The 21,600-nt window shown below is 76.2% G+C and carries 16 protein-coding genes; 8 read left to right on the forward strand and 8 right to left on the reverse strand.

Translation table 11 applies throughout. The features are described 5' to 3' along the window. Positions 1-138 precede the first annotated feature (138 nt). Positions 139-843: a hypothetical protein gene (locus ACFY07_RS24560; RefSeq protein ID WP_390871677.1), complete on the reverse strand. Its 705-nt coding sequence runs from the start codon at positions 841-843 to the stop codon at positions 139-141. 174 nt (positions 844-1,017) lie between these two features. Here ACFY07_RS24560 and ACFY07_RS24565 point away from each other — a divergent pair, with 174 nt between their 5' ends. Continuing rightward, the gene (locus tag ACFY07_RS24565) at positions 1,018-1,314 is read left to right on the forward strand and encodes a hypothetical protein (protein WP_390871678.1); all 297 of its coding nucleotides are present in this window, start codon (positions 1,018-1,020) and stop codon (positions 1,312-1,314) included. After that, a complete protein-coding gene (locus ACFY07_RS24570; protein ID WP_390871679.1) occupies positions 1,311-1,940 on the forward strand; it encodes a hypothetical protein in 630 nt (209 codons plus the stop codon). The genes ACFY07_RS24565 and ACFY07_RS24570 overlap by 4 nt, the downstream gene beginning before the upstream one ends. A gap of 132 nt (positions 1,941-2,072) precedes the next feature. Here ACFY07_RS24570 and ACFY07_RS24575 read toward each other — a convergent pair whose 3' ends face one another. The 3 genes from ACFY07_RS24575 to ACFY07_RS24585 form a co-directional block, all read right to left on the reverse strand. Next, positions 2,073-6,479 carry an FtsK/SpoIIIE domain-containing protein gene (locus ACFY07_RS24575; protein ID WP_390871770.1) on the reverse strand — a complete coding sequence of 1,469 codons (4,407 nt, stop codon included), beginning with the start codon at positions 6,477-6,479 and terminating at the stop codon, positions 2,073-2,075. Positions 6,480-6,557: 78 nt separating this feature from the next. After that, the gene (locus tag ACFY07_RS24580; RefSeq protein WP_390871680.1) at positions 6,558-6,851 is read right to left on the reverse strand and encodes a WXG100 family type VII secretion target; all 294 of its coding nucleotides are present in this window, start codon (positions 6,849-6,851) and stop codon (positions 6,558-6,560) included. A gap of 113 nt (positions 6,852-6,964) precedes the next feature. Then, positions 6,965-8,788: a hypothetical protein gene (locus tag ACFY07_RS24585; protein ID WP_390871681.1), complete on the reverse strand. Its 1,824-nt coding sequence runs from the start codon at positions 8,786-8,788 to the stop codon at positions 6,965-6,967. 212 nt (positions 8,789-9,000) lie between these two features. Between ACFY07_RS24585 and ACFY07_RS24590 the strand changes: the two genes are divergently transcribed. From ACFY07_RS24590 to ACFY07_RS24600, 3 genes are all read left to right on the forward strand, one after another. Next, positions 9,001-10,431 carry a hypothetical protein gene (locus ACFY07_RS24590; protein WP_390871682.1) on the forward strand — a complete coding sequence of 477 codons (1,431 nt, stop codon included), beginning with the start codon at positions 9,001-9,003 and terminating at the stop codon, positions 10,429-10,431. A 579-nt stretch (positions 10,432-11,010) separates the two neighbouring features. After that, the gene (locus ACFY07_RS24595; protein ID WP_390871683.1) at positions 11,011-13,233 is read left to right on the forward strand and encodes a SpoIIE family protein phosphatase; all 2,223 of its coding nucleotides are present in this window, start codon (positions 11,011-11,013) and stop codon (positions 13,231-13,233) included. 806 nt (positions 13,234-14,039) lie between these two features. After that, on the forward strand, positions 14,040-14,462 hold the full coding sequence (locus ACFY07_RS24600) for a nuclear transport factor 2 family protein (RefSeq protein ID WP_390871684.1): 423 nt from the start codon (positions 14,040-14,042) through the stop codon (positions 14,460-14,462). Between the two features lie 172 nt (positions 14,463-14,634). Here ACFY07_RS24600 and ACFY07_RS24605 read toward each other — a convergent pair whose 3' ends face one another. Continuing rightward, a complete protein-coding gene (locus ACFY07_RS24605; protein ID WP_390871685.1) occupies positions 14,635-15,558 on the reverse strand; it encodes an SDR family NAD(P)-dependent oxidoreductase in 924 nt (307 codons plus the stop codon). Positions 15,559-15,687: 129 nt separating this feature from the next. On the opposite strand from ACFY07_RS24605, the gene ACFY07_RS24610 reads away from it, so the two are divergent. Beyond that, the gene (locus ACFY07_RS24610; protein WP_390871686.1) at positions 15,688-16,578 is read left to right on the forward strand and encodes a helix-turn-helix transcriptional regulator; all 891 of its coding nucleotides are present in this window, start codon (positions 15,688-15,690) and stop codon (positions 16,576-16,578) included. A gap of 289 nt (positions 16,579-16,867) precedes the next feature. Here the strand turns inward: ACFY07_RS24610 and gap are convergent, their stop codons facing one another. Both gap and ACFY07_RS24620 read right to left on the reverse strand, forming a co-directional pair. After that, positions 16,868-17,866 (reverse strand): type I glyceraldehyde-3-phosphate dehydrogenase, encoded by a 999-nt coding sequence (gene gap, locus ACFY07_RS24615; protein WP_390871687.1) that lies wholly within the window; start codon positions 17,864-17,866, stop codon positions 16,868-16,870. Between the two features lie 103 nt (positions 17,867-17,969). Beyond that, positions 17,970-18,926: a GlxA family transcriptional regulator gene (locus ACFY07_RS24620; protein WP_390871688.1), complete on the reverse strand. Its 957-nt coding sequence runs from the start codon at positions 18,924-18,926 to the stop codon at positions 17,970-17,972. Positions 18,927-19,179: 253 nt separating this feature from the next. Here ACFY07_RS24620 and ACFY07_RS24625 point away from each other — a divergent pair, with 253 nt between their 5' ends. Both ACFY07_RS24625 and ACFY07_RS24630 read left to right on the forward strand, forming a co-directional pair. Beyond that, the gene (locus ACFY07_RS24625; protein WP_390871689.1) at positions 19,180-19,380 is read left to right on the forward strand and encodes a hypothetical protein; all 201 of its coding nucleotides are present in this window, start codon (positions 19,180-19,182) and stop codon (positions 19,378-19,380) included. A gap of 134 nt (positions 19,381-19,514) precedes the next feature. Then, positions 19,515-20,417, forward strand: a complete 903-nt coding sequence (locus ACFY07_RS24630; protein ID WP_390871690.1) for a PP2C family protein-serine/threonine phosphatase — start codon at positions 19,515-19,517, stop codon at positions 20,415-20,417. Between the two features lie 123 nt (positions 20,418-20,540). Here the strand turns inward: ACFY07_RS24630 and ACFY07_RS24635 are convergent, their stop codons facing one another. Further along, positions 20,541-21,281 (reverse strand): SDR family oxidoreductase, encoded by a 741-nt coding sequence (locus tag ACFY07_RS24635; protein ID WP_390871691.1) that lies wholly within the window; start codon positions 21,279-21,281, stop codon positions 20,541-20,543. Positions 21,282-21,600 lie beyond the last annotated feature (319 nt).

Here is a 21,600-nt window from a genome sequence, read left to right on the forward strand (position 1 = left end):
CGGGCGGGCGGGGGGGGGGGGGGGGCCGCGCCCCCCCCCCGGGGGGCCCGCCGCCCGCGCGGGGGGGGGGGGGGGGCGCCCCCGGCCGGGGGGGGGGGGCGCCCCCGGGGGCCGCGTCCCCCGGCCCCGGTGGCCCCCTCAGCCCCCGGCCCTGCCCCCCGCCGGTCCGACGGCGAACCACGTGCCCCCCAGCCCCTGGCCGTTCAGGTCGCCGGGCCGGCTGTCGCCCGCGTACCGGTAGACGGGCCGCCCGCCCACGGTCACCTGCACGCCGCCGTCCTGACGGCGGATCGCCCCGACCTGCCGCGGGTCCACCCCCGACAGGTAGACGTTGCCGCCCTGCCGGACGGTCACGGGGGGCCACTGCACGGCGCAGGCGTCGTTGCACTGCGACCGGCCCGGGGTGGCGGCGTCCCCCTCGAAGCGGTACAGCGTCGAGCCGTTGACGTCGACGAGGTGGGGGGACGGGAGCGCGCGCGAGGTCACCGCCGTCAGCTGGGCCCACTGCGGCGGGTTCACCTGGAGGGCGGCTCCGACGACGGTGCCGCCGGTCCCCGTGAGACCGGCCGCGGCCGCGGTGGTGTCGACGACCTGGAGGCCCGTGTTGCCCGCCGGCGCGCCGCTGCCCGGCGCGGCGCTGCCCGGCGCGGCAGTGCCCGGGGCGGCGCCCCCGGGCGGCGGTGCCGACGCCGCGGTGGCGGCGGGCGGAGCGGCCGCCTGGCGCGGTCCGTCGCTGATCGTGATGGTCCTGCCGCAGGAGGCCAGGGCCGCGGTGCCGCAGACCGCGAGGACGAGGGCGGCGGCGGCACGGCGCGCCCGCCCGCCCGCAGGAACGGTGCGCACGCGTGTGCGAGGGAGAACAGCTGTCACTCCTGGTACACGGACCGGGGAGCCCGGCGGTTCAACGCACCCGGGGATCCGTCCGCCGCCGCGCCCTCCGGCCCGCCGGACTGAACGCCGCGGCCGGTTCGTCCGTGTGACGGGAGGGGGAGTGGGAGCACAGCACGAGGAGGCGGCATGGCCGAGGACATCCAGATACCCGGGGACGAGTTGCAGGAGGCCCAGCGCACGCTGAGCTTCGTCCACGACTTCATCGACATCGGGCACCACACGTTCGACTTCGACGCGGCGTTCGGCCGCGAACTGTCCCGGGGTGCGGCCCAGCACTTCGAGAACAGGTGGGAGGACGGCAGGCACCAGCTCCAGAAGCAGGTGAAGGGGGTCTCGGACGCCATCGGCAGCATCCTCGACGCGTTCGACCGGACGGACCAGGACGCCGTCAGCAACCTCAGCGACGGGAAGGGGGGCCGGTGAACGCCGCGGAGCGCTTCCTGCTCGACGTCCCCGACCTGTGGCGCGAGGTCGACCTGAGCGGGGAGGAGCTGGCCGCCGTCCGCGCGAAGGCGCTGGCCGCCACCTCCGACCCGCGCGAGAAGGCCCGGATCAACGACATGGTCCGCCAGGGCCGCGAGGTGGCCCGCGCCGCCCGCAGGCACGGGGCGCTGCTCGCCACGGGCACGGCCACCCTGTACGACGACGGGCTCTTCCTGGCGTACGGCATGGTCTTCGCCGTGAGCACGCCGCAGGGCTCGGAGCTGACGCTGCCGGTGCTGTCCGCGCAGCTCGGCGCCGGGGGCGACGCTGCCCCGAAGGACCGGGTCGTGACCGCGGTGGAGCTGCCCCACGCGGGGACGGCCGCGCGCGTCACCGGTACCGAGACCGTCCGGCTGACCGCCGACGTCGAGACCCGGCTGCTGACGATGCACACGATGGTGCCCGTGCCGGAGAGGCCCGGCGACTTCCTGGCCGTGACCCTCGCCAGCCCCAACCTGCCGCTCCGGGCCGAGGTCTACGACCTCTTCGACGCGATCACCTCCACGTTCCGCTTCGTGTCCGCCGACGGCGGGGCGGCACCGGAGGGCACCGCCCCCGGCCGCTGAGGCCGGCCGGGGGCACGACGGGGGCAGGAAGGGCCCGCAGGCCGCGACGGCTGCAGCGGCCGCGACGGCCGCGACGGACAGGACGGAGGGCGGCACCGGGACGGGGAGTCCCGGTGCCGCCCTCCGCCGTTGTCAGAACCCGGTCCCGGTCAGCGGCACCTGGACCGACAGCAGCGTCCCGTCGCCCAGGTGCAGCAGCCCCCGGCCCGGCTGGGGGGCCTGTCCGACGACCCCGCGCGTCAGCCGCACCCCGATGACCTCGCCCTCGCCCAGGCCCTGCGGCGAGAGCAGCATGCCGGTGCGGTTGCGCTTGACCTGGCCCATCCACCCGGCCAGCGACAGCGACAGCGACTCCGCGTTGCCGGCCGCCAGCACCCCCCAGCCGTTGCCGGCGCCGCCCCGGGCGAGCAGGGCGAGGTCGGCGTCGATCTCGGCGCCCATGAACAGCTCGGCGTCGTCCACCACGACGACCGCGTTCGCCTCGGGGACGTTCCCCAGCACCTCCCGGAACTCGGCCACCGGGACCTGCGGGTCGGTGAGGACGGCGGCCACACCGGGCCGCCCCTCCAGCTCCCGCAGCGGCGACCGCCGCGGCGCGAGCACCACCAGGCCCGTCCCGACGGCGAGCAGCGAACGGGCCGCCGTGAGCAGCGCCGTGCTCCGGCCGGTCCGCGGCGGCCCCGCGACCACGAACGTCGGGACGTCCGCGAGGTCCGGGCCGAGCGAGGAGAGGGTGTCGCCGCCGACCGCGACCAGCGGCCGCATCGGCCCGCCCTGCGTGTGCAGGGCGGCGGCGTCGTCGTAGGCGATCCGGTCGGGCAGCACGTCCAGCCGCAGCGCCCGGCGCTCCGCCGGGACTCCGGCCTCACGCTCCGCCAGCCGCGCGCCCAGCTCGGTGAGGGCCTGCGCCTGGGCCGTGCCGGACAGGTCGGAGCCGAGCACCGCGATCTGGACCTCGCTGAGGTCCTGCGTCCGCACACCGCGCCCCGGGGCGGGGTCGGCGGGCGCGGACCTGCTCGGGATGCCCACGGAGGAGTAGTCCTGGCGGTCGTTCAGCCGCAGGACGACCTTGTCCTCGGTGGTGCCGGAGAACCGGCTGCCGCCCAGCACGCGGTCACCCGCCGGCACGACGTGGATGCCGACGCCGGCCCCGTCCCGCAGCAGCCGGACCATCCGCTCCATGAAGCTGCCGTTGTCGTAGGAGGTGAACTCCCGCTCGAAGACCTCGAAGCGGTCCACCATCAGCACGATGTGGGGCAGGCGCTCCCCCGGGGCCTGGGCCCTCCGCAGTTCGGCGAGGTCCGCGGTGCCCCGGGTGCCCAGGGCGGCCTGACGGGAGGTCAGCTCCGTGTTGAGCCGGTCCAGCAGCCGGCCCAGCCGCTCCACCTGGTTGCGGTCGACCACCGCGCCGCAGTGCGGCAGCGAGGCCAGCGCGTTGAGCGCGCCGTTGCCGCAGTCGATCCCGTACAGGTGGACGTCGTCGGCGCCGTGCGCCTGCGCCAGGGCGGCGGCCAGGGTGCGCAGCGTCTGCGAGCGCCCGCTGCGGGGCGAGCCGACGACGTGCAGGTGGCCGGCGCGGTCGAGGTCGAACAGCAGGGGGGACCGGCTCTGCTGCGCCGGCAGGTCGACCATGCCGTACGCGACGGCCGGAAGGGCCGCCCCGCGCACCTCGGCGGGCGCGGGCGCCGGGGGCGCGGTCCACTCCAGCAGGTCCGGCAGCGGCGGCAGCCACGGGCTCGGCTGCGGAGGGACGCCGGCGGACCGGGCCGCCTCCGCGACGGCCGCGGCGAGGACCGCGAGGTCGGTGACGGCCTCCGTCGGGGCGCCCGCCGGACCGCCGCGGGACCGGCCCGCCGGCAGCGGGCCGCCGAGGTCCCGCCAGGACACGGCCTCGGCGCGGACCGGTGCCTCCGTGCCCGCCGCCGGGGCGCCGCCGGGACGGCGGCCGCCGACCCGCCCGGCCTGGAAGGGCAGCAGGGCCGACGGCCCGAGCCGCGCGTGGGCGCGGCCCGGCGTGGCCGGGGAGATGTCGCCCGAGTCGGGCGCGTCGATGATGTCGCGGCTCTCGGCGGTGTCGGTGGTGCGCAGGGCGATCCGCAGGTTGGTGTTGGCGCGGATGTCCGGGGTGACCGCCCCGCCCGGCCGCTGGGTCGCCAGCACCAGGTGGATGCCGAGCGACCGGCCGCGCTGCGCGATGTTGACCAGGCCCGGGACGAAGTCGGGCAGCTCGCGCACCATGGACGCGAACTCGTCGACGACCAGCAGCAGCCGCGGCAGCGGCGGCAGTGCGTCCCCGCCGCGCGAGCGCTTGTCCAGGTAGTCCTCGATGTCCTTCGCGCCGGCCTCCGCGAGCAGCGTCTCGCGGCGGCGCAGCTCCGCGCCGAGGGAGACCAGGGCGCGTTCCACGAGGTGCGTGTCGAGGTCGGTGACCAGGCCGACGGTGTGCGGCAGGTCGGCGCACTCGGCGAAGGCGCTGCCGCCCTTGTAGTCGACGAGCACGAAGGTCATCTCGTCGGGGCGGTTGACCACCGCGAGCGAGGCGACCAGCGTCTGCAGCAGCTCGGACTTGCCGGAGCCCGTGGTGCCCGCGACCAGCGCGTGCGGGCCGTCGCGGACCAGGTCGACCGCGAACTCCCCGTCGTAGCCGCTGCCCAGGACGGCCCTGGTGCTGCGGCCCCCGAGCGCCCAGCCGCCCGCCACGGCCTCCGGGGTGGGCGGCTCGACGCCCAGCAGGTCCAGCAGCCGCACGGAGCCGGGCAGGGCGCCCTCGTCGCCGTCCCCGACGCCCCGCAGCGGCGCCAGCGCCCGCGCGAGGTGCTCGTACCAGCCGGACTCCGGCGCGTCGGTCCGCACGCCCTCCAGGGGCGCGCCGCCCCCGGTGCGGACCTGGCAGGAGCCCCCGGCCGGCGACGGGCCGGTGACGACGACGGCGCCGCACTCCTCCGGCAGCAGCCGCTCCTCGCGGTCGATGCAGACGGTGTGCACGCCCACCGAGGGCCCGTCGCGCAGCAGCCCGATCACGCCGGGCAGCGAACGGGCCCGGCGGGCCTGCTCCAGGACGACCAGGACGTCCGGGTAGCCGTGGACGCCGCCCCGCACCAGGTCCGGTCCGGCCGCCAGCCGGGACGCCACGAGCTGGCCGAGCTCCCCGATGCGCCGCGCCAGCGAGTCGGTGGTGCTGCCCACCAGCGCGTACGCGTCCTCGCCCTGCGCCTGGGCGTGCGGCAGCCAGCGGGTCCACGACCAGTCCGCCTCGCCGTCGGGGCCCGCGAGCACCACCAGGCGCAGGTCGGCGGGACTGTGGAGGGAGACGGCCTGGGCCGCCATCCACCCGGCGAGGCGGCTCGCCCCGGGGCCGGCGACGCCCGCGACGCCGACCTTGCGCAGGGGCAGCGCCACGGGCGCCTGGTGCAGCTGCGGCACCGTGGTGCGCCGGTGCTCGTCCCGGGTCGGGTCGTCGACGCTCAGTGACGAGGGCAGGTCGGCGGTGCCGACCCGGACCGTCAGGAAGTCGGGGTCCTGCCAGCGGCGCTCCCACAGCCTCTCGGAGGGCTGGACGGCCGTCAGGAGGAGCGAGGCGGGGTCCGGCAGCGACAGCCGCAGGTTCACCTGCTCCTCGCGCAGGGCGGCGTCGACGTCGGCGCCGACCCGTGCCACCGTCTCCTCGTACTCGGCCTTCTTCTCCAGGTACTTCGCCATGCCCTGCTTCCGGTTGCCGAACTGGCTCACCAGGGCGGCGATCGGCGAGAGCAGGGCGAGGAAGACGAAGGCCCAGTTCTTGGTGACGAAGATCGCGATGGCCGCGCTGCCCGCGGGCAGGAGCAGCAGCGGCAGGAGCGGGACGGGCCGCTTGTCCGGCTTGACCGGCGGCGTGGGCAGCCGGAACCGGGGCGTGCCCGTCTGCGGCAGGAAGCGCGGGGGGCGGTTGAACTCCAGTCCGAGGCCGTCCGGGGACGGCGTCAGGGGCGCCCTGGCCGACACGGCGGACGCCAGCTCCAACAGCGAGTCCCCCACGGCGAGCCGGCTGCCCTCGTGCCAGGGGGACGCCCCCTCCAGCTCCCGGCCGTCGAGCGAGGCCCGTCCGGTCGCGAGCAGGTCCGCGCCGCCGTCGAGCCGCACCCGCACCCGCGCCGCGAACGGCGGCACGTCCTCCCCCTCGGGGAGCCGCACACGGCAGGCCGCGGCACTGCCGATGTCGTACTCGCCCGGCAGCAGGCGGAAGACCGTCCCCGCGCCGGGCCCGGACACGACCCGGACCTCCGTGCGGCCTTCGGGCTCGGGCACCCCCGGTACGGGGGAGCCGAGCCCGAGGGCCATGCCGTCCCTCACCCCGGCCGCCTGGAGGGTGGCCTCGGGGTCGACCGGCCGCGGGCCGACGTACAGGGCCGGCCCGGGGCCCTCCGCCCCGCCCGCTCCGGGGGAGCCGACGGCGCGCGCGAGTTCCGCCGCGAGCCTGCCCGCCCGTGCGGAGGGCTCCGTGTCGACCACGACGGCCGTGGACACCCCCTCGGCATGCGGGTCGGGAACGCTGACGTTCAGTCGCACGGCTTGTCGTCCTTCTCGTGGGTGGGAAGTGGGGAGGGCGGTGCGGGCCCGCACGGGGCGGGCCCGCGGGGGTCAGCCGAGGTTGGAGCCCAGCTGGTCGTCGGTCTGGGAGAAGGCGTCGCCGACGGACTTCACGTACTGGCCGATGCCCTGCAGGCCCAGGTTGACCTGGTCGAAGCCCTTGGCGAACTCGTCGAAGAACGGCGAGAACTTCTGCTGGGCGGCGGGCGTGCTGTAGCCGTTGGCGAGCAGGTTGCTGATCTTCCCCTTGACCTCGGTCAGCTTGTCCTGCAGCTGCGAGAAGTCGTTGAGGAGGGCCTGCGAGGTGGAGGCGGTCTCTTCGGAGTTGACCCTGTAGTCGGGCATGTCGGTGCTCCTTGCTGGTGATTCACGGTGTCCGTCCGTGTGCGGACGGAGGTCTGAGGGCCGGCGCGGCTCCCGGGCCGGCCGTCCCGGGAGGGGACGTCCCGGGAGGGGGCCTACCGGTCGGTGCCGCCGCCGGGGCCGGACGTCTCCCGGCTCTGGGGTCCGGACTCCTGGCCGCCGGTTCCGCCGCCGTGGGTGTTGTCGACCTGGGGGGAGGTGGGGGACGGCTGGCTGCCCCCGCTGCCCGACGGATCGGGCAGCGACCCGCCCCCGCCGGCCGGAAGCTCCGTACCCGCCCCTCCGGTGGAGGTGGTGGGGGAGGGCGGCAGGGGGATGTCCGCGGGGTGGGTGGAGGTGGTGGGGGAGGGCGGCAGGGGGATGTCCGCGGGGTGGGTGGAGGTGGTGGGGGAGGGCGGCAGGGGGATGTCCGCGGGGTGGGCGGTGGTGGTGGGGGAGGGCGGCAGGGGGACGGCTGCGGGGTTCGTGGGATGTGCGCCCCCGGCCGTGCCGGATCCGACGGACCCCTTGATCGGGATGTGGTCCGCGAGGCCGTCGATCTGCCTGCCGATCCCGCCCTTGCCCACCGGGCCGGAGCCGAGCTTCGAGGCCGAGTTGGCGATCTCGCCGGCCGCCACCTCGTTCAGGTCGCCACCCTGGGCGACCCCCACGCCGATCTTGGTCCCGAGCGTCGCGCCCTCCTCCACGAAGTTGCCGACCTGGTCGGACGCGCGCTTGCCGAGGCTGTCGTTCGCCGCGCTCGGCGTGGTGTCGCCGAACCGGCCGCCGACACCGTCCTCGGGCTTCGCGTTGCCGCGGGCAGGGCCGATCTTCCCCACACCCCCGCGGAAGGCGGTCCCGGCGACCGCGCCCGCGGCGGCTCCGGCGAACACCCCGGCGGCGGTCAGCTTGTCGTGGTTGGCCGCCTTGGCGGCCGCCTCCAGCGCCGAGTTCACCGTGAACTTCCCCGTGATGTCGACGGCCGTCTTGCCGACCGGGTTGGACAGCACGGCGCTGACGGGCTTGGACGAGAGGGCCGACTCGCTGATCTTCGTCAGGCTGGCACCGCCCTTGGTGACCAGGGCCGAGTTCTTGACCGCGGCCACGGCCGCGGGGGCGATCGCCTTGATCGCCTTGCCGCCCAGTCCGAGCAGCGCGGCGCCGGGGACGATGCCGAGCAGTCCGGTGATGAAGTCGCCTGCCTTGATGCCGCCCGTATGGCCGGCCACGACTTGGTTGAACACGAAGAGCGCCCCGGCGAGCAGCCCGCCGACGACCGGGAAGAACACCGCCGTGATGGCGATCGCGATCGCGATGAGGATCTGGACGAACGGGAACTCCTTGAAGAAGTCCGCGATCTTCTGGAAGACGTTCCGTGGCGGGATGGCCTCGCCCGCCGCCCTGTCGAGGACATCCGAGCAGGAGCGCTGCGCCGACTCCCGCATGCTCTTCGCCTGCTCGGCGAGGCTCCGGGCCGCGCCGAGCTCGGCCCGGCCCGCGTCGACGGCCTCCTGGGCCCTCTGCGCGTCGGCCTTCTCCTGGTCGGTGGGGTTGTCGCCGAGCGGCTTGGGGGTCTGGTCGACCTTGGCCGACGCGTTCCGGGCCTGCTCGACGGCCTTGTCGAAGGTCTCCTGGGCCTCCCGCAGCTTCGGGATGTAGTCGGCGTAGGCCTGGGCGGCGTCGTGGTAGGAGTTCACGGTCTTGGCGAGCTTGTCGGGAAGGTCGCTGCCGATCTTCTCCTTCAGCTTCTCCATGGCCGAACCGCGGCCGCGGGAGACCGCGCCGTCCTTCTTGAGGACGTTCAGCGCCTTCTCCGCGGCGTCCCCGATGTCCCTGTACCGCTGGACGACGCCCTGGATCAGGTCCGGGTCGCCCGGCGTCGGGTCCTGGTCCATCCCGACCAGGTGGAAGTCCGCCGGACTTGAGTGCTGCCGTGCCATCCGGTCCTCTGCTGTCGTCTCTCCGATGGGGTCCGCCTCCTACACGGAGCCGCGCGCTCCGAGGTTCAGACCGTCCTCGCACTCGAACCGCTTCCCGCGCGCGGCCGTGTAGGGAGTGGGGCGCGGGGGATCCGGACGCCCCTCCCTTCCACGCAGGGGCCGCCCGCACCCCCGGCAGACGGGGCGCGCGGCGGACGACACGGACGGAGAACATGAGCAAGCCTTCCACCGCCACGGCCCGGTCCGGGCCGGGAGGGGCGCCGGCGCACCGGCCCGCGCGGGCCGCCGCCCGCGCCCTCGCCGCCGTCCTGCTGGCGCTCTGCGCGGCGTTCACCGGGGCCGCGACCGCAGAAGCGGCCGACGGCGGCCTCGTCAAGGTGTTCGTGGTCCAGGACCCGGCGCGGACCGGCGGCCGGCTCGCCACCCTGGAGTCCGTCGCCGCCGCGACGCTCGGCGACCCGGCCCGCGCCGGCGAGGTCTTCGCCCTCAACCGCGGCCAGGCGCAGCGGGACGGCGGCGCGCTGAACAGCCCGGCGGACCTGCTGCACCCCGGCTGGATCCTGCGCCTGCCGCAGGACGCCTCCGGAGCCGCCGTGCAGCTGGCGCGGGACACCGCCGCCCAGGGGCAGTCCTCCGGCGGCGCGGCGGGAACGGGTGCGGCCGCAGGCGGCACGCCGGCCGCACGCACCACCGTCCTGACCGTCCCGCTCCCCGCGGCCGCCGCCGTGCTCGGTGCGCTCCTCCTCGCCCTGGTGACGGCCGGCATCGTCGCCAGGCGGCGGCTGCGCCGGATGCTCGGCGCCGGGGCCCGCCTCGTCCACCGCCTGGGCGCGGCGGGCAGGCGGCGGCGGACCCTCCGGGCGAGGCGGTCGGCAGGGAGCGCCTTCGCGTCCGACACCTCGCCCCTCCTGCACGCCCACGCCGTCCTCGCCCGGTTCGAGGCCGCGCCGCACGCCCCCGCGACGCCCGTGCACGCGCTCACGGCCGACCGGACGGGGGTGACGGTGTGGCTGGACGCCCCCGACCTCCCCGACCCCTCCTGGCAGCACCTGGGCGGACCCCGCTGGCACCGCCCCGCCGGCGCGCCGGAGCAGGGGGCCGCGGACCCCGGCGCCCTCAGGGCCGCCGCCGCCGAGGCCTGCCCGGTGCGGGTCGGCACCGGACCCGGCGGCGGGCCGCTCGTCGTGGACCTCAGCCACCTCGACGGTGTCCTCAGCGTGACGGGCGACCGCGCCGTGGCCCTCGACGTGGCGCGCAACCTCCTCGCGGAGGTCGGCCGCAGCAGGCCGGACACCCCGCTGATCGTCATGGCCGGGTCGGAGGGCGGCCCCACGCCCGTGGTCCCGCCCGGCCTCCGGCAGGTCTTCGCGGAGGAGGGGCGGGCCGTTGCGGTCGAGGAGCGCCTCCACGGCCCCGTCCGCGGCGCCGCCTCCCGCCGTCCCGTCAAGGGGCTGGTCCTCGTCGCGGGCACCCCGACCGGGAGCGAGCGCGCCGCGCTCGCCGGGCTCTGCGGCCCGGACGGCAGCGGCTGGACGGGCATCGTCTGCGGCGAGGTGGACGGCGCCCACTGGCGCTGGCACGCGGACGAGGACGGCAGCGCGGACATCCCCGTCCTGGGGGTGAGGACGACGGTTCCGGCGTGAGCGCCGCCGCACGGCGGACCGGCGGGGACCGCCCCGGGACGGCGGCCGCGGCTGCGACGGCCGGGGCCGGGCCGGCGGCGTGCGGCAGCGGGACCGGGGCCGTCCGGGCCGCCTTCCCGCGCTCCCCGCCCCGCCCCGCCCCGCCCCGGTCCGGCCGGCGGGCGGGCGGGCCGGCGGGCGCACGGCGGGCGGCACCGGAAGCAGCCCGCTGTCGCCGCAGCCGCGGCCGCGGCTCCGGCCGACCAGCCGGCGGCAGGCGCCCCGGCAGGCAGCCCGAGGACGGGGACCCGGGGCCGCCGTGCGTGCCGCGGCAGGCCCGGGCAGCCCTGCAGGTGGCGTGTGCCGGGGCCGGCCTGGTTGCGTGGGCACCTCTCCCGTGTTTCTGTGGAGGCGGGTCCATCGTGCTCTCGAACACTCCTCGCCCGTCGTGACGGGGTCGACCGCAGTCGGGCAAGACCTCCCGCTCCCCGGAACCGGCGGGCAGCGGCCGGGCGGGCGCGGTCCGGTGCGACGGGGCACGGTCCGGGCGGGACCGTCGGGATCCCGGCCACGCGGGCCCGTTCCTGTGGAGGGTCGGCTTTGGACGACAACTGCCGTGAAGACACCGCACAGCGCCACGGGGCCCCGGAGCCGGAGGCCGACGCCTGGGACCTGGCCCTGACCGAGGTCCTCGCCGAGCTGTGCGACGGACTCGGCGCCCATGCGGCCTCGGTGCACCTGGCCTCATCCGGAGGTCGGGACCTGGTCTCCGTGGCCATCGCCGGCACACCCCTCTCGGTCTTCACCGTCCCCGAGCGCACGTCCGCCGACGGGCCCCACACAGCGGCGATCGCCTATCGCAGCGGCCTGCCGGCCCGCCTCGCCTCCGACGACAGCTCCTCCCCGGGGCCCGTCCGACTGCTCCCCTCACCCTGTTCGGCCGTCTCCGTGCCGCTGACCGTCCACGGGAGGGTCCGCGGCGCCCTGACCGGACTGTGGACGCCCCCCAGGCCCGAGGCCGAACTGGTCGGGCTCCAGGTCCTCCTGGCCCTGCTCGCCGACCGGCTCGCGGCCTCGTGCGCCGGGTCCGGGCCGCCGGAACCGGAGGCCCGCCCCGCAGGGTTCCCGGCCATCCTCCCGACGCGGGGGTCCCGGACCCCGACCCCCTCTTCCGCAGGCACCGGCTGGGGCCTGACCACGGTGCCCGCGTCGCGCGGGCTCTCCCTCATGTACCAGCTCCACAAGCTCTCCATGTTCCTCAACCTCGCCACGGCCACGGAGGACGTGGTCCGGGCCGCCTTCGACCACATCGCCACGCCCTTCGGGGCGGACGGCTGCGTGGTGGCGCTCGCCTCGGAGTGCGGGCTGCGCGTGGTCGGCCGCAGCGGGGCGCGGGAGCTGGCACGCACCGTCGGCGCCGAGCGTCCCGACCGGGGGCTCCCGGGTCTGCTGGCCGCGTACGGCGGGATGCCCCTCTTCCTGCCCGACCGCCCTGCGGTGCTCGATGCGTACCGGGGCGAGGAGGTGGGCTCCGCGCAGGCGCTCGCCGTCCTCCCGCTGCCCGGGGGCAGGACCGCCGGGGGGTGCCTCATGCTCGCCTTCGACTCCCCGCACCTCCTGGAGGGCGACGAGCAGGCGACGCTGCTCATGATGACGCAGCAGGTCTCGACCGCCCTCGACAGGGCCCGCCTGGGTGAGGCGGAGCGTGCGCTCGGCGACGCACTGCAGCGGAAGCTGCTGCCGAGGGTCCTCCCGGAGTTCTCGGCGGTCACCGTCACCGCCCGGTACGCCTCAGGCCCGGAGACCTCCGGAATGGGCGGCGACTGGTACGACGTCATCCCTCTTCCGGACGGGCACATCGGCCTGGTCGTCGGCGACGTGGAGGGCCACAGCACCGACAGCGCGGCTGTCATGGGCCAGCTCCGGAACGGCCTGCGGGCATACGCGGCGGAGGGCCACGCCCCGTCCGACGTCCTCGCCAGATCGTGCGCGCTGCTCTCGGAGCTCGACACCGACCTGTACACGACCTGCTGCTTCGTGAGCCTGGACGGCGAGTTCGGCACGGCGGAGGTGGTGCTCGCCGGCCACCCCGCCCCCCTGCTGGTCCACCCCGACGGACGGGTGTCGGCCGTCGAGGCGCCCCCGAACGTGCCGTTGGCCGTCCTGGACGGGCAGCGGTACCTGAGCGGGGAGGCCACCATCGCGCCGGGGACGATCCTGGTGCTGTACACCGACGGGATGTTCGCCCGTACGGACGGTGACCCCGAGGCCAGGGTCCGGGAACTGCTCGCCCGCGACACGCTCCCCGACGGGGCGTCCCTGTACGACACCGCCGACCGGCTGATGGCCGGCACCGCCGGCGGGAGCGCCCTGCGGAGCGATGACGCCGTACTGCTGCTGGCCAGGTACGAGGGCTCCCCCACGGGCGCCGTCCCGAGGATCGGGAACATGCTCGTCCACCGGCACGACCTCCGGAGCGTGGGAAGGGTGCGCCGCTTCGTGCGGGACTTCCTCCACGAGGACGGCCTGGAGAGGCTCGCGGACGACATCGAGATCATGGCCTCGGAGATCACCACCAACGCGCTGGTGCACGCCGACAGCGATGTGGAGGTCTGGATCAGGGAGTACGCCGACCGGATCCACCTGGAGGTCCGGGACGTCGACGTCAGGCGCCCCGTGATCACCTCCGTGGTGGAGGACGACGAGGTCAACGCCACCTCCGAGCACGGGCGGGGTCTGAGCATCGTGGACGTCCTGTCCCTGCGCTGGGGGACCTCCCCCAGCGGTCGCGGCAAGGCCGTGTGGATCGACGTGGCCAAGTGACCCCGCGGGCCGCCGCATCCTGCCGTTGACGACGGACGTCGGGAGGGGCGCCGACGCCTCCAGGGGTTCGGCGGGACCCAGGTCCGGGAAGCGTGCGAACAGCGCCGGGAGCGCGATGTCCGCCTCCAGGAGCCCGAGGGGAGCGCCGATGCAGTGGTGCACGCCGTGGCCGAAGGCCGTGTGGTCCGTGTCGGGCCGGTGGACGTCGAATCCCCCGGCCGCCGCACCGCGCCGGCGGGGGGCGCGGCCGCCCGTGTCTGCCGCCGCACCGCTGTCGGACCGGTCCTTTCGGCTCTGTCCTGGAGTGAGGAGTTCCCCGGACGGAAAGGCGGATGGCCCGCCTCGTCCTCGCCTGCGGCCCCCAGGGGGCGCCTCTGAAGGAGCGTGTGCCGGCCGGCCGCTTCGGCGGCCGGCCGGTCCGACCGGGGCCGAAGGCTCCGGTCGCCCGTCTGCCCGTGCGGTCGCAGGCCGGACAGGCCGGCCTCCCTGGGGGCCCCGTGCAGCCGCCCCGTGCGGGAGGCGGAGGCATCGGGCCCTCCGTGCGGGTGCGCCGCCTGCACGGCGGGCCTCCCGTCCGGGTGCCCGGCGCCGACCGTCACGGAGGTCCCGTCCACGCCGGACCGGTGACGTCCGCTTGCCGCTGCACCGCCCATGTGCGTGCGGTGTGACGGCCGTGGGCCGGACCTCCGCCCGTCCCGTCGGCGCGGGCGGTGCGGCGGGCGGTGCGGAGGGCGGTGCGGAGGGCGCCGCGCGACGGGTGCGCACGACGGGGAACAGCCGGCTGCCCGACCGTATGAGGAGTGTCCATGTCCCAGCCCTCGACCTCCGGGAGCATGAGCCCCCGGGAGACCGTCATGGCCATGTACAACGGCCTGCTCACCTCCGACCGCGAGGTGCTGCAGGCCGTCACCCATCCCGACATCGAGATCCACGTGACCGAGGAGCTGCCCTACGGCGGCGACTACCGCGGGCTCGCCAACTTCCAGGACCTGTTCAGGAACACCTTCGGGCTGATCAGGAGCACGATCGAGATCGAGAACGTCTTCGACGCGGGGAGCCGCGTCGTCGCGGTCGGCCGCACCCGCGGCAACGGCAACGCCACCGGGCAGTACTTCGACTCCGCGATCGTCCACGTGCTCACAGTGGAGAACGGCATGATCGTGCGCTTCGACGCCTTCGTGGAGGACGCCCCCATCGCCGCGGCGATCCACGGGACCCCGGAGGGGTAGGGCCCGGTACGGGCCCCGCCGCACGGCGGGACGGGGGACGGGCGGGTCCCGGCCGCCGCTCCCGCCGGGAGCACGCCGTTCACACGCCGGCCCGCTCGCCGGCGGCCTCCTGATCGTCTGCCCGGTCGAGAGAATCGGTGGGGAAAAGGGGGGGCGGGGGTTCTTCCGCCGTTCAGCGGACGATGTCGGCGGTCAGCTCCCACAGGCGCTCGGCGTTCGCGGGGTCCAGCGCGTAGCGGGCCACGCCGGGGACGCCGAGCCGGGTGGGGCGGGCGTCGACGAGGGGCGCCTGGTTGACGTCCTCGAAGTAGCGGCCGCCGACCCCTTCGACCAGGGGCGACGCGGCGAGGAACACGGTGGTCGCGGCGCCCTGCTCGACCGTCTTGCGGTACGGCTCCGGGGTCCGCAGGCCGCCGGTGTGGCGCTGCAGGCCGGTCGCGATCGCGCCGGGGTGCAGGGCGTTGGCCGTGATGCCGTCGCCGGCCCAGCGGCGCTGGGCCTCGACGGCCAGGAGGACCTCGGCGGTCTTGGACTGGCCGTAGGCGGTGAGGGCGTCGTAGGGGCGGAAGCGGAAGTCGATGTCGTCGAAGACGACGGGGGAGAACAGGTGGCCGCTGGAGGAGACCGAGACCAGGCGGGCGCCGTCGGCGTCGGCGAGGGCGCGGTGCAGCCCCAGGGTCAGGGCGAAGTGCCCCAGGTAGTTGGTGGCGAACTGCTGCTCGTGGCCGGCGATGCCGCGTTCGAGCTCCGGCGGCATCATGATTCCGGCGTTGTTGACCAGGATGTGCAGCGGGCCGTGCCAGGCGGCGGTGAACGCGCGGACCGACTCCAGGTCGGCGACGTCCAGGCGGGCGACGTGGATCGCGTCGTTCCCGGTGGCCTTGCGCAGGTCGGCCGCGGCCTGCTCGCCGGCGTCGGGGCGGCGCACGGCGAGTGTGACCTCGGCGCCGTGGGCCGCCAGGGCGCGGGCGGTCTCGACGCCGATGCCCGAGTTGGCCCCCGTGACGACCGCCCGCCTGCCGGACAGGTCGACGCCGTCGATCACCTCCGAGGCGGTGCTGTCGCGGTCGAACGGGGTGGTGAAGAGCTGGGACATGGGTGCGTTCCTTCGCTATCCGGACGGTTCGGCCATCGTGCGCCGACGCGCCGGAACCAACCAGGACCGGATGAGACCGGGACCGGCAGGGCCACCCAGGAAACCGGAATGCCTTCGTACGCTGGGAGCATGACCGCCACCGGAGACGCCAACGCGCTGGGCCGCTACCTGCGCGCCCGCAGGGAACTGGTCCGGCCCGAGGAGGCCGGGGTCCCCGACCACGGCAACCGGCGTGTTCCGGGGCTGCGCCGCGAGGAGGTCGCCTTCCTCGCCGGGATCAGCTCCGACTACTACAACCGTCTGGAGCAGGGCCGGGACCGCAGCCCCTCGGAGCAGGTCCTGCGCAGCATCGCCCGCGCCCTGCGACTGGACGAGGAGGCGGCGGCGTACCTGCTGCAGATCGCCGCGCCGAAGGGCCCCCGGCGCCGGCGGCCCCGCAGTCCGGAGAGGGTCGGCGACGGCATTCGCACCCTCATCGCCTCCTGGCCGCTCACCCCGGCGTACGTCCACGGCCGGTACATGGACGTCCTCGCCGCCAACGATCTCGCCGTCGCGCTCTCGCCGTTCAACGCCCCCGGCCACAACGGCATCCTCGCCGCGTTCCTGGAGCCGGAGATGCGGGAGCTCCATCAGGACTGGGACGACATGACCGCCCGGGTCGTCCCCTACCTGCGCTCCGTCGCCGGTGCCGACACCGATGACCCGCGGCTCGTCGAGATCGTCGGGGAGCTCTCCCTGCGCAGCGAGCGCTTCCGTACGCTGTGGGCCCGCCAGGACGTGAAGCACAAGACCACCGGCACCAGCCTGCTCCGCCACCCCCAGGTGGGCCCGCTGGACCTGCGTTACGAGAAACTGCTGGTCCCGGGCACCGGCGGGCAGACGCTGGTCACCTACCACGCGCAGCCGGGCAGCCCCTCCGAGGAACGCCTGCGCCTGCTCGCCAGCATGCACGCCCCCGATGCCGCCGGCGGTGCACGGGCCGCGGCGGACCGGCCCGCGCCCGGCCGGGGCATGCCGTAGGCGGGATGCCCTCCCCGTGCCCCGGCGGTACGGCGAGGAGCGGTCCCACCCCCGGGGCGCGGAACAGCCCCCTGCACCCGCTCCCCGCCCCCGGTCCGCCCCGCCCGCCCCACCCCGGTGCGGGACCCCTCGGCCACGGACCTGCCCGCGTCCGGGCTCCCCGCGGCGGCCGAGCCCTCCGGACGGCCCACCGGTGCGCCCTGCGCGAGGAGGCCGTCGCCCTCGCGGCAGCCCGCTGCTCCCGGCCGGTCGGCGGGCGGGGGCGGGGGCCGGCGGGAGGGGCGCCGGGTCAGCCGGCGGCGAGGAGCTCCAGCGTGTCGACCACGCGGTTCGAGAAGCCCCACTCGTTGTCGTACCAGGCGACCACCTTGACGTGGCGTCCGTCGACGCGGGTGAGGGCCGAGTCGAAGATCGACGAGGCCGGGTTGCCCGTGATGTCGGACGACACGAGCGGGTCGTCCGAGTACTCGAGGATGCCGGCCAGCGGCCCCTCCGCCGCGGCCCGGTACGCCGCCAGCACCTCGTCGCGCGTCACCTCGCGGGCGACCGTGGTGTTGAGCTCGACGATCGAGCCCACCGGGACCGGTACGCGGATCGAGTCGCCCGACAGCCTGCCGTCGAGGTTCGGCAGCACGAGGCCGATCGCCTTGGCGGCGCCCGTCGTGGTCGGCACGATGTTGACGGCGGCGGCGCGGGCGCGGCGGGGGTCGCGGTGCGGGCCGTCCTGCAGGTTCTGCTCCTGCGTGTAGGCGTGCACCGTCGTCATGAAGCCGTGCTCGATGCCGGCGAGCCCGTCGAGCACCGCGGCCAGCGGTGCGAGCGCGTTGGTCGTGCACGAGGCGTTCGAGACGACCGTGTGCACGGCCGGGTCGTACGCGTCGGTGTTGACCCCGAACGCGAGCGTGACGTCGGCGCCGTCCGACGGCGCCCCGACGAGCACCTTCCCCGCTCCCGCGTCGAGGTGGGCGCGGGACGCCTTCGCCGAGGTGAAGCGGCCGGTCGCCTCGAGCACGATGTCGACGCCGAGCTCCGCCCACGGGAGGCGCGCCGGTTCGCGCTCGGCGAGCACCCTGATGCGGCGGCCGTCCACGACGAGGGCGTCCCCGTCCGCGGCCACCGGGCGGCCGAGCCGGCCGGCCGTCGTGTCGTAGGCGAGCAGCCGCGCGAGGGTGGCGGGCTCCGCGAGGTCGTTGACGGCGACGACCTCCAGGTCGCTGCCGCGTTCGAGCAGTGCGCGCAGCACGTTGCGTCCGATGCGGCCGAATCCGTTGACGGCGATGCGGGTCATGAGCGGTCTCCTTCCGGTTCACCTCCAGGTTCGCGCGCGGCCTCCGCCCGTGACAGCGGCGTGTGCGCCCCGGTCCGCAAGGATCGCGCCACGCGGCGGCGGGCTACTCGCCCCGGGTGAAGGTGCGCCGGTACTCGCTGGGCGTGGTGCCCAGGATGCGCTGGAAGTGCAGCCGCAGGTTCGCGCCGGTGCCGAGGCCGGCGTCGGCGGCGATCTGCTCGACGCTCCGCCCCGAACGCTCCAGCAGCTCGCGGGCCATGTCGATGCGGGCGCGCAGGACCCACTGCATCGGCGTGTACCCGGTGTCCTCGACGAAGCGCCGCGAGAACGTGCGCGGCGACACCGCCGCGTGCCGGGCGAGCACCTCCAGGGTGAGGGGCTCGCCGAGCCGGTGCAGCGCCCACGCGCGGGTGGCGGCGAACCGCTCGCCGAGCGGCTCGGGCACGCTGCGCGGCACGTACTGCGCCTGGCCGCCGCTGCGGTAGGGGGCTGCGACCAGGCGCCGGGCGGCGTGGTTCGACGCGGCCACCCCGAGGTCCCCGCGCAGGATGTGCAGGCACAGGTCGATGCCCGAGGCGGCGCCGGCCGACGTCAGCACGCTGCCCTCGTCGACGAACAGGACGTTCTCGTCCACCCGGACGAGCGGGTGCCTCGCCGCGAGCGTCCGCGCGTAGTGCCAGTGCGTCGTGGCGCGCCTGCCGTCGAGCAGGCCCGTGGCGGCGAGCGCGAAGGCCCCCGTGGAGATGGCGGCGAGCCGCGCGCCCCGGCCGTGGGCGGCGGTCAGCGCGTCGACGACGGACTGCGGCGGGTCCTCGCGGTCCGGGAACCGGTAGCCGGGGACGAAGACGATGTCGGCCCACTCCAGTGCGTCCAGGCCGTGGGCGACGTGGTACGACAGGCCGTCGCCGCCGGTCACGAGGCCGGGCGCCGCGCCGCACAGCCGCACCTCGTACGGCATGCTCGCGCGGGTCGTGAACACCTGCGCGGGGATGCCGACGTCGAGCGGCTTCGCCCCCTCGAGCACGAGGACGGCGACGCGGTGCAGGCGGGAGGGCGGCACGGTGAACAGCCTACGCAGGCGCTCGACGGCGCGGTCCCTGCAGTCCGGCCCCTCCGGGCCGGCCCGCCCGGAGGGGGCGGGGCCGGGCGGCCCCCGGGTCCCGCACACCCGGTCCGGTTCCGGCTCCGCGGAGTCCCGGAACCGGCCGGGGCTGACCCCGCCACCCGTCGCCCCGTGGAGCCGGAACACCGCGGAGCGCCGTTCCGCCGGGCGGCGGGCGGGCGACGCGCTCCTGGCGGAGGCCTCCCTGCGGATGGGCTCCTCCCTCGACGTGGAGGAGACCCTGCACCGGGTGGCGCGCATCGCGGTCCCGGCGGTCGCGGTCGGCTGCCTGGTGCACCTGTACCGGTCCCGTGAGCTGCGCAGCTCGGCGGCGGTGCACGCCCACGACCGCCACCGGCCCGGCCCGGCCTCGCCGAACTCGGCCGCTCGGACCCGTGGCTCGCGGACCTGACGGCCCTCGCCCTGAGGAGCCCCCGCGGGCTGCGCCTGCGCGGTGCCGCCCTCGCCGGCGGACCCTTCGCACCGCCCGGGGGCCGGACCGGGACCGGCGGCGGAACCGGGACCGGTGGTGCGGAGGTGGAGGCGGTGACGGTGGACGTCCTCAGGGTCCGCGGCAGGGTGCTGGGCACGCTCACGTTCCTCTACGGACGGCAGGGCCCCCGGACGCCGGACGCGCCCCTTCCGGAGGGCCTGGCCCACCGGGCCGCCCTGGCCCTGGACAACGCGACGCTCTACGACGAACGCCGCCGGCACGTGCTCTCCCTGCAGCGCCACCTCCTGCCCGCGGCACTCCCGGACCTCGACGGACTCGACCTCGGGGCCGCCTACGAGGTGGGCGACCCCATGCTCGAGGTGGGCGGCGACTTCCACGACGTGGTCCCCCACGACGGCGGGACCTCCCTGGTCGTCGGCGACGTGTGCGGACGCGGGGCCGAGGCCCCGGCCCTCACCGGTCTGGCCCGCCACACCCTCCGCACCCTCCTGGAGGACGGCACCGCGCCCGACACAGCCCCGGCCCGGCTCAACGGGACCCTCCTCCGGGAAGGGGCCGGCCGCTTCGTCACGGGCACGATCGCGCGCCTGGGCCCCGACGACGGGCGCGGCAGGACCCTGCACACCGCCAGCGCGGGCCATCCGCCGCCGCTGGTCCTGCGCGCGGACGGGACGGTCGAGACCGTCCCCGCGTCCGGGATCCTGCTCGGCGTGGTCGACCACCCGCAGTACGAGGTGGCACGCACCCGGCTGCGCCCGGGGGACACGGTCGTGTTCTGCACCGAAGGCCTCAGCGAGTTGCGTGCGCACGACGGCACCTTCTTCGACGGGCTGCTGCCGCAGGCCCTCGCCGGCCTGCGGGGGCGCAGCGCCGCGGAGACGGCGGACGAACTGGCCCGTCTGGCGATGGAGTTCCGTGCCGCCGGGGCCGACGACATCGCGGTCCTGGTGGCCGCGGTGCCCGCCCGCGGGCACCGCGCGCCGGTCCCGCAGTGACGGCCCCGCAGTGACGGGCGGCGCCCGTGAGGACGGCGTCCGTCACCGCGACCCGGGCGGGCGGCGCCCGGTGCCGGGGCGGTGTGACGCCCGGCACCGGGCCGCGCCGGCCCCGCCCTGCCGTCAGCCCTGGGCGGTGGGACGCACGATCAGCTCGTTGACGTCGACGTTCGCCGGCTGGTCGACGGCGAAGGCGATGGCGTCGGCGATGGCCGAGGCCGGGATCGCCAGCTGCTCGGCCGCCGCGCGGGCGGCGGCCTGGGCCTCTGCGGAGCCCCCGCGGTGGGTCAGCTCGCTCTGCGTGAAGCCGGGGCTGACGACGGTGACACGGATGTCCCGGCTCTCCTGCCGCAGCCCCTCCGACACCGCCGCCACGGCGAACTTGGTGGCGCTGTACACCGCGGCCGTCGGATCCACCCGGTGCCCGGACACCGAGGACACGTTGACGATGTGCCCGCCCCCCTGGCGCTGCATCTGCGGCAGCACGGCGGCGATGCCGTAGAGCACGCCGCGCAGGTTGACGTCGATCATCTGCTCCCACTCGGCGACGTGCAGGTCGGCCATCGGCGACAGCGGCATCACCCCGGCGTTGTTGACCAGCACGTCGATGCGGCCGTACTCCTCCAGGGCGGCGGCGGCGAAGGCGCGCACGGAGTCGAGACTGGTCACGTCCAGCTCGCGGTGGGTGGCCGTCGCCCCGCTGCCGCGCAGCTCCTCGACCAGCGAGTCCAGGCGTTCGGTCCGGCGGGCGCCCAGGAGCACGCGGTGGCCGAGCCCGGCCAGACGGCGGGCGGTGGCCTCGCCGATGCCGCTGCTGGCGCCTGTGACGAGGACGGTCTTCGATTCTGCTGCGGACGTGGTCATGCGTGCTCCTTCGGAGTTTCCGGCGGCGGTCGCCGCCTCCTGCAACTCCAGTCCGCCGGGACGGATCCGGGAAGGGAGCGGGTACCTGGGTGTGCGGCACCCAGGTACCCGCCCCTCCCTCGTCGCAGGAGGCGGGCGGACGCCGGCACTGCCGGCGGACGCCCGTGGTGCCGGCGGCCCGAGGGTGCCCCCGCCCCACCGCCCGCACAGCCCCACAGCCCCACAGCCGCACCGCCCGCGGTGCCGTCGCGGCGGACCGTGCCGGGCCGGTGGACCCCGCGGCCGTCCGCGGACGGGACCGGCCTCGCATGCCGGCAGG

It is taken from the genome of Streptomyces sp. NPDC001380 (assembly GCF_042895785.1).
GTDB lineage: Bacteria > Actinomycetota > Actinomycetes > Streptomycetales > Streptomycetaceae > Peterkaempfera.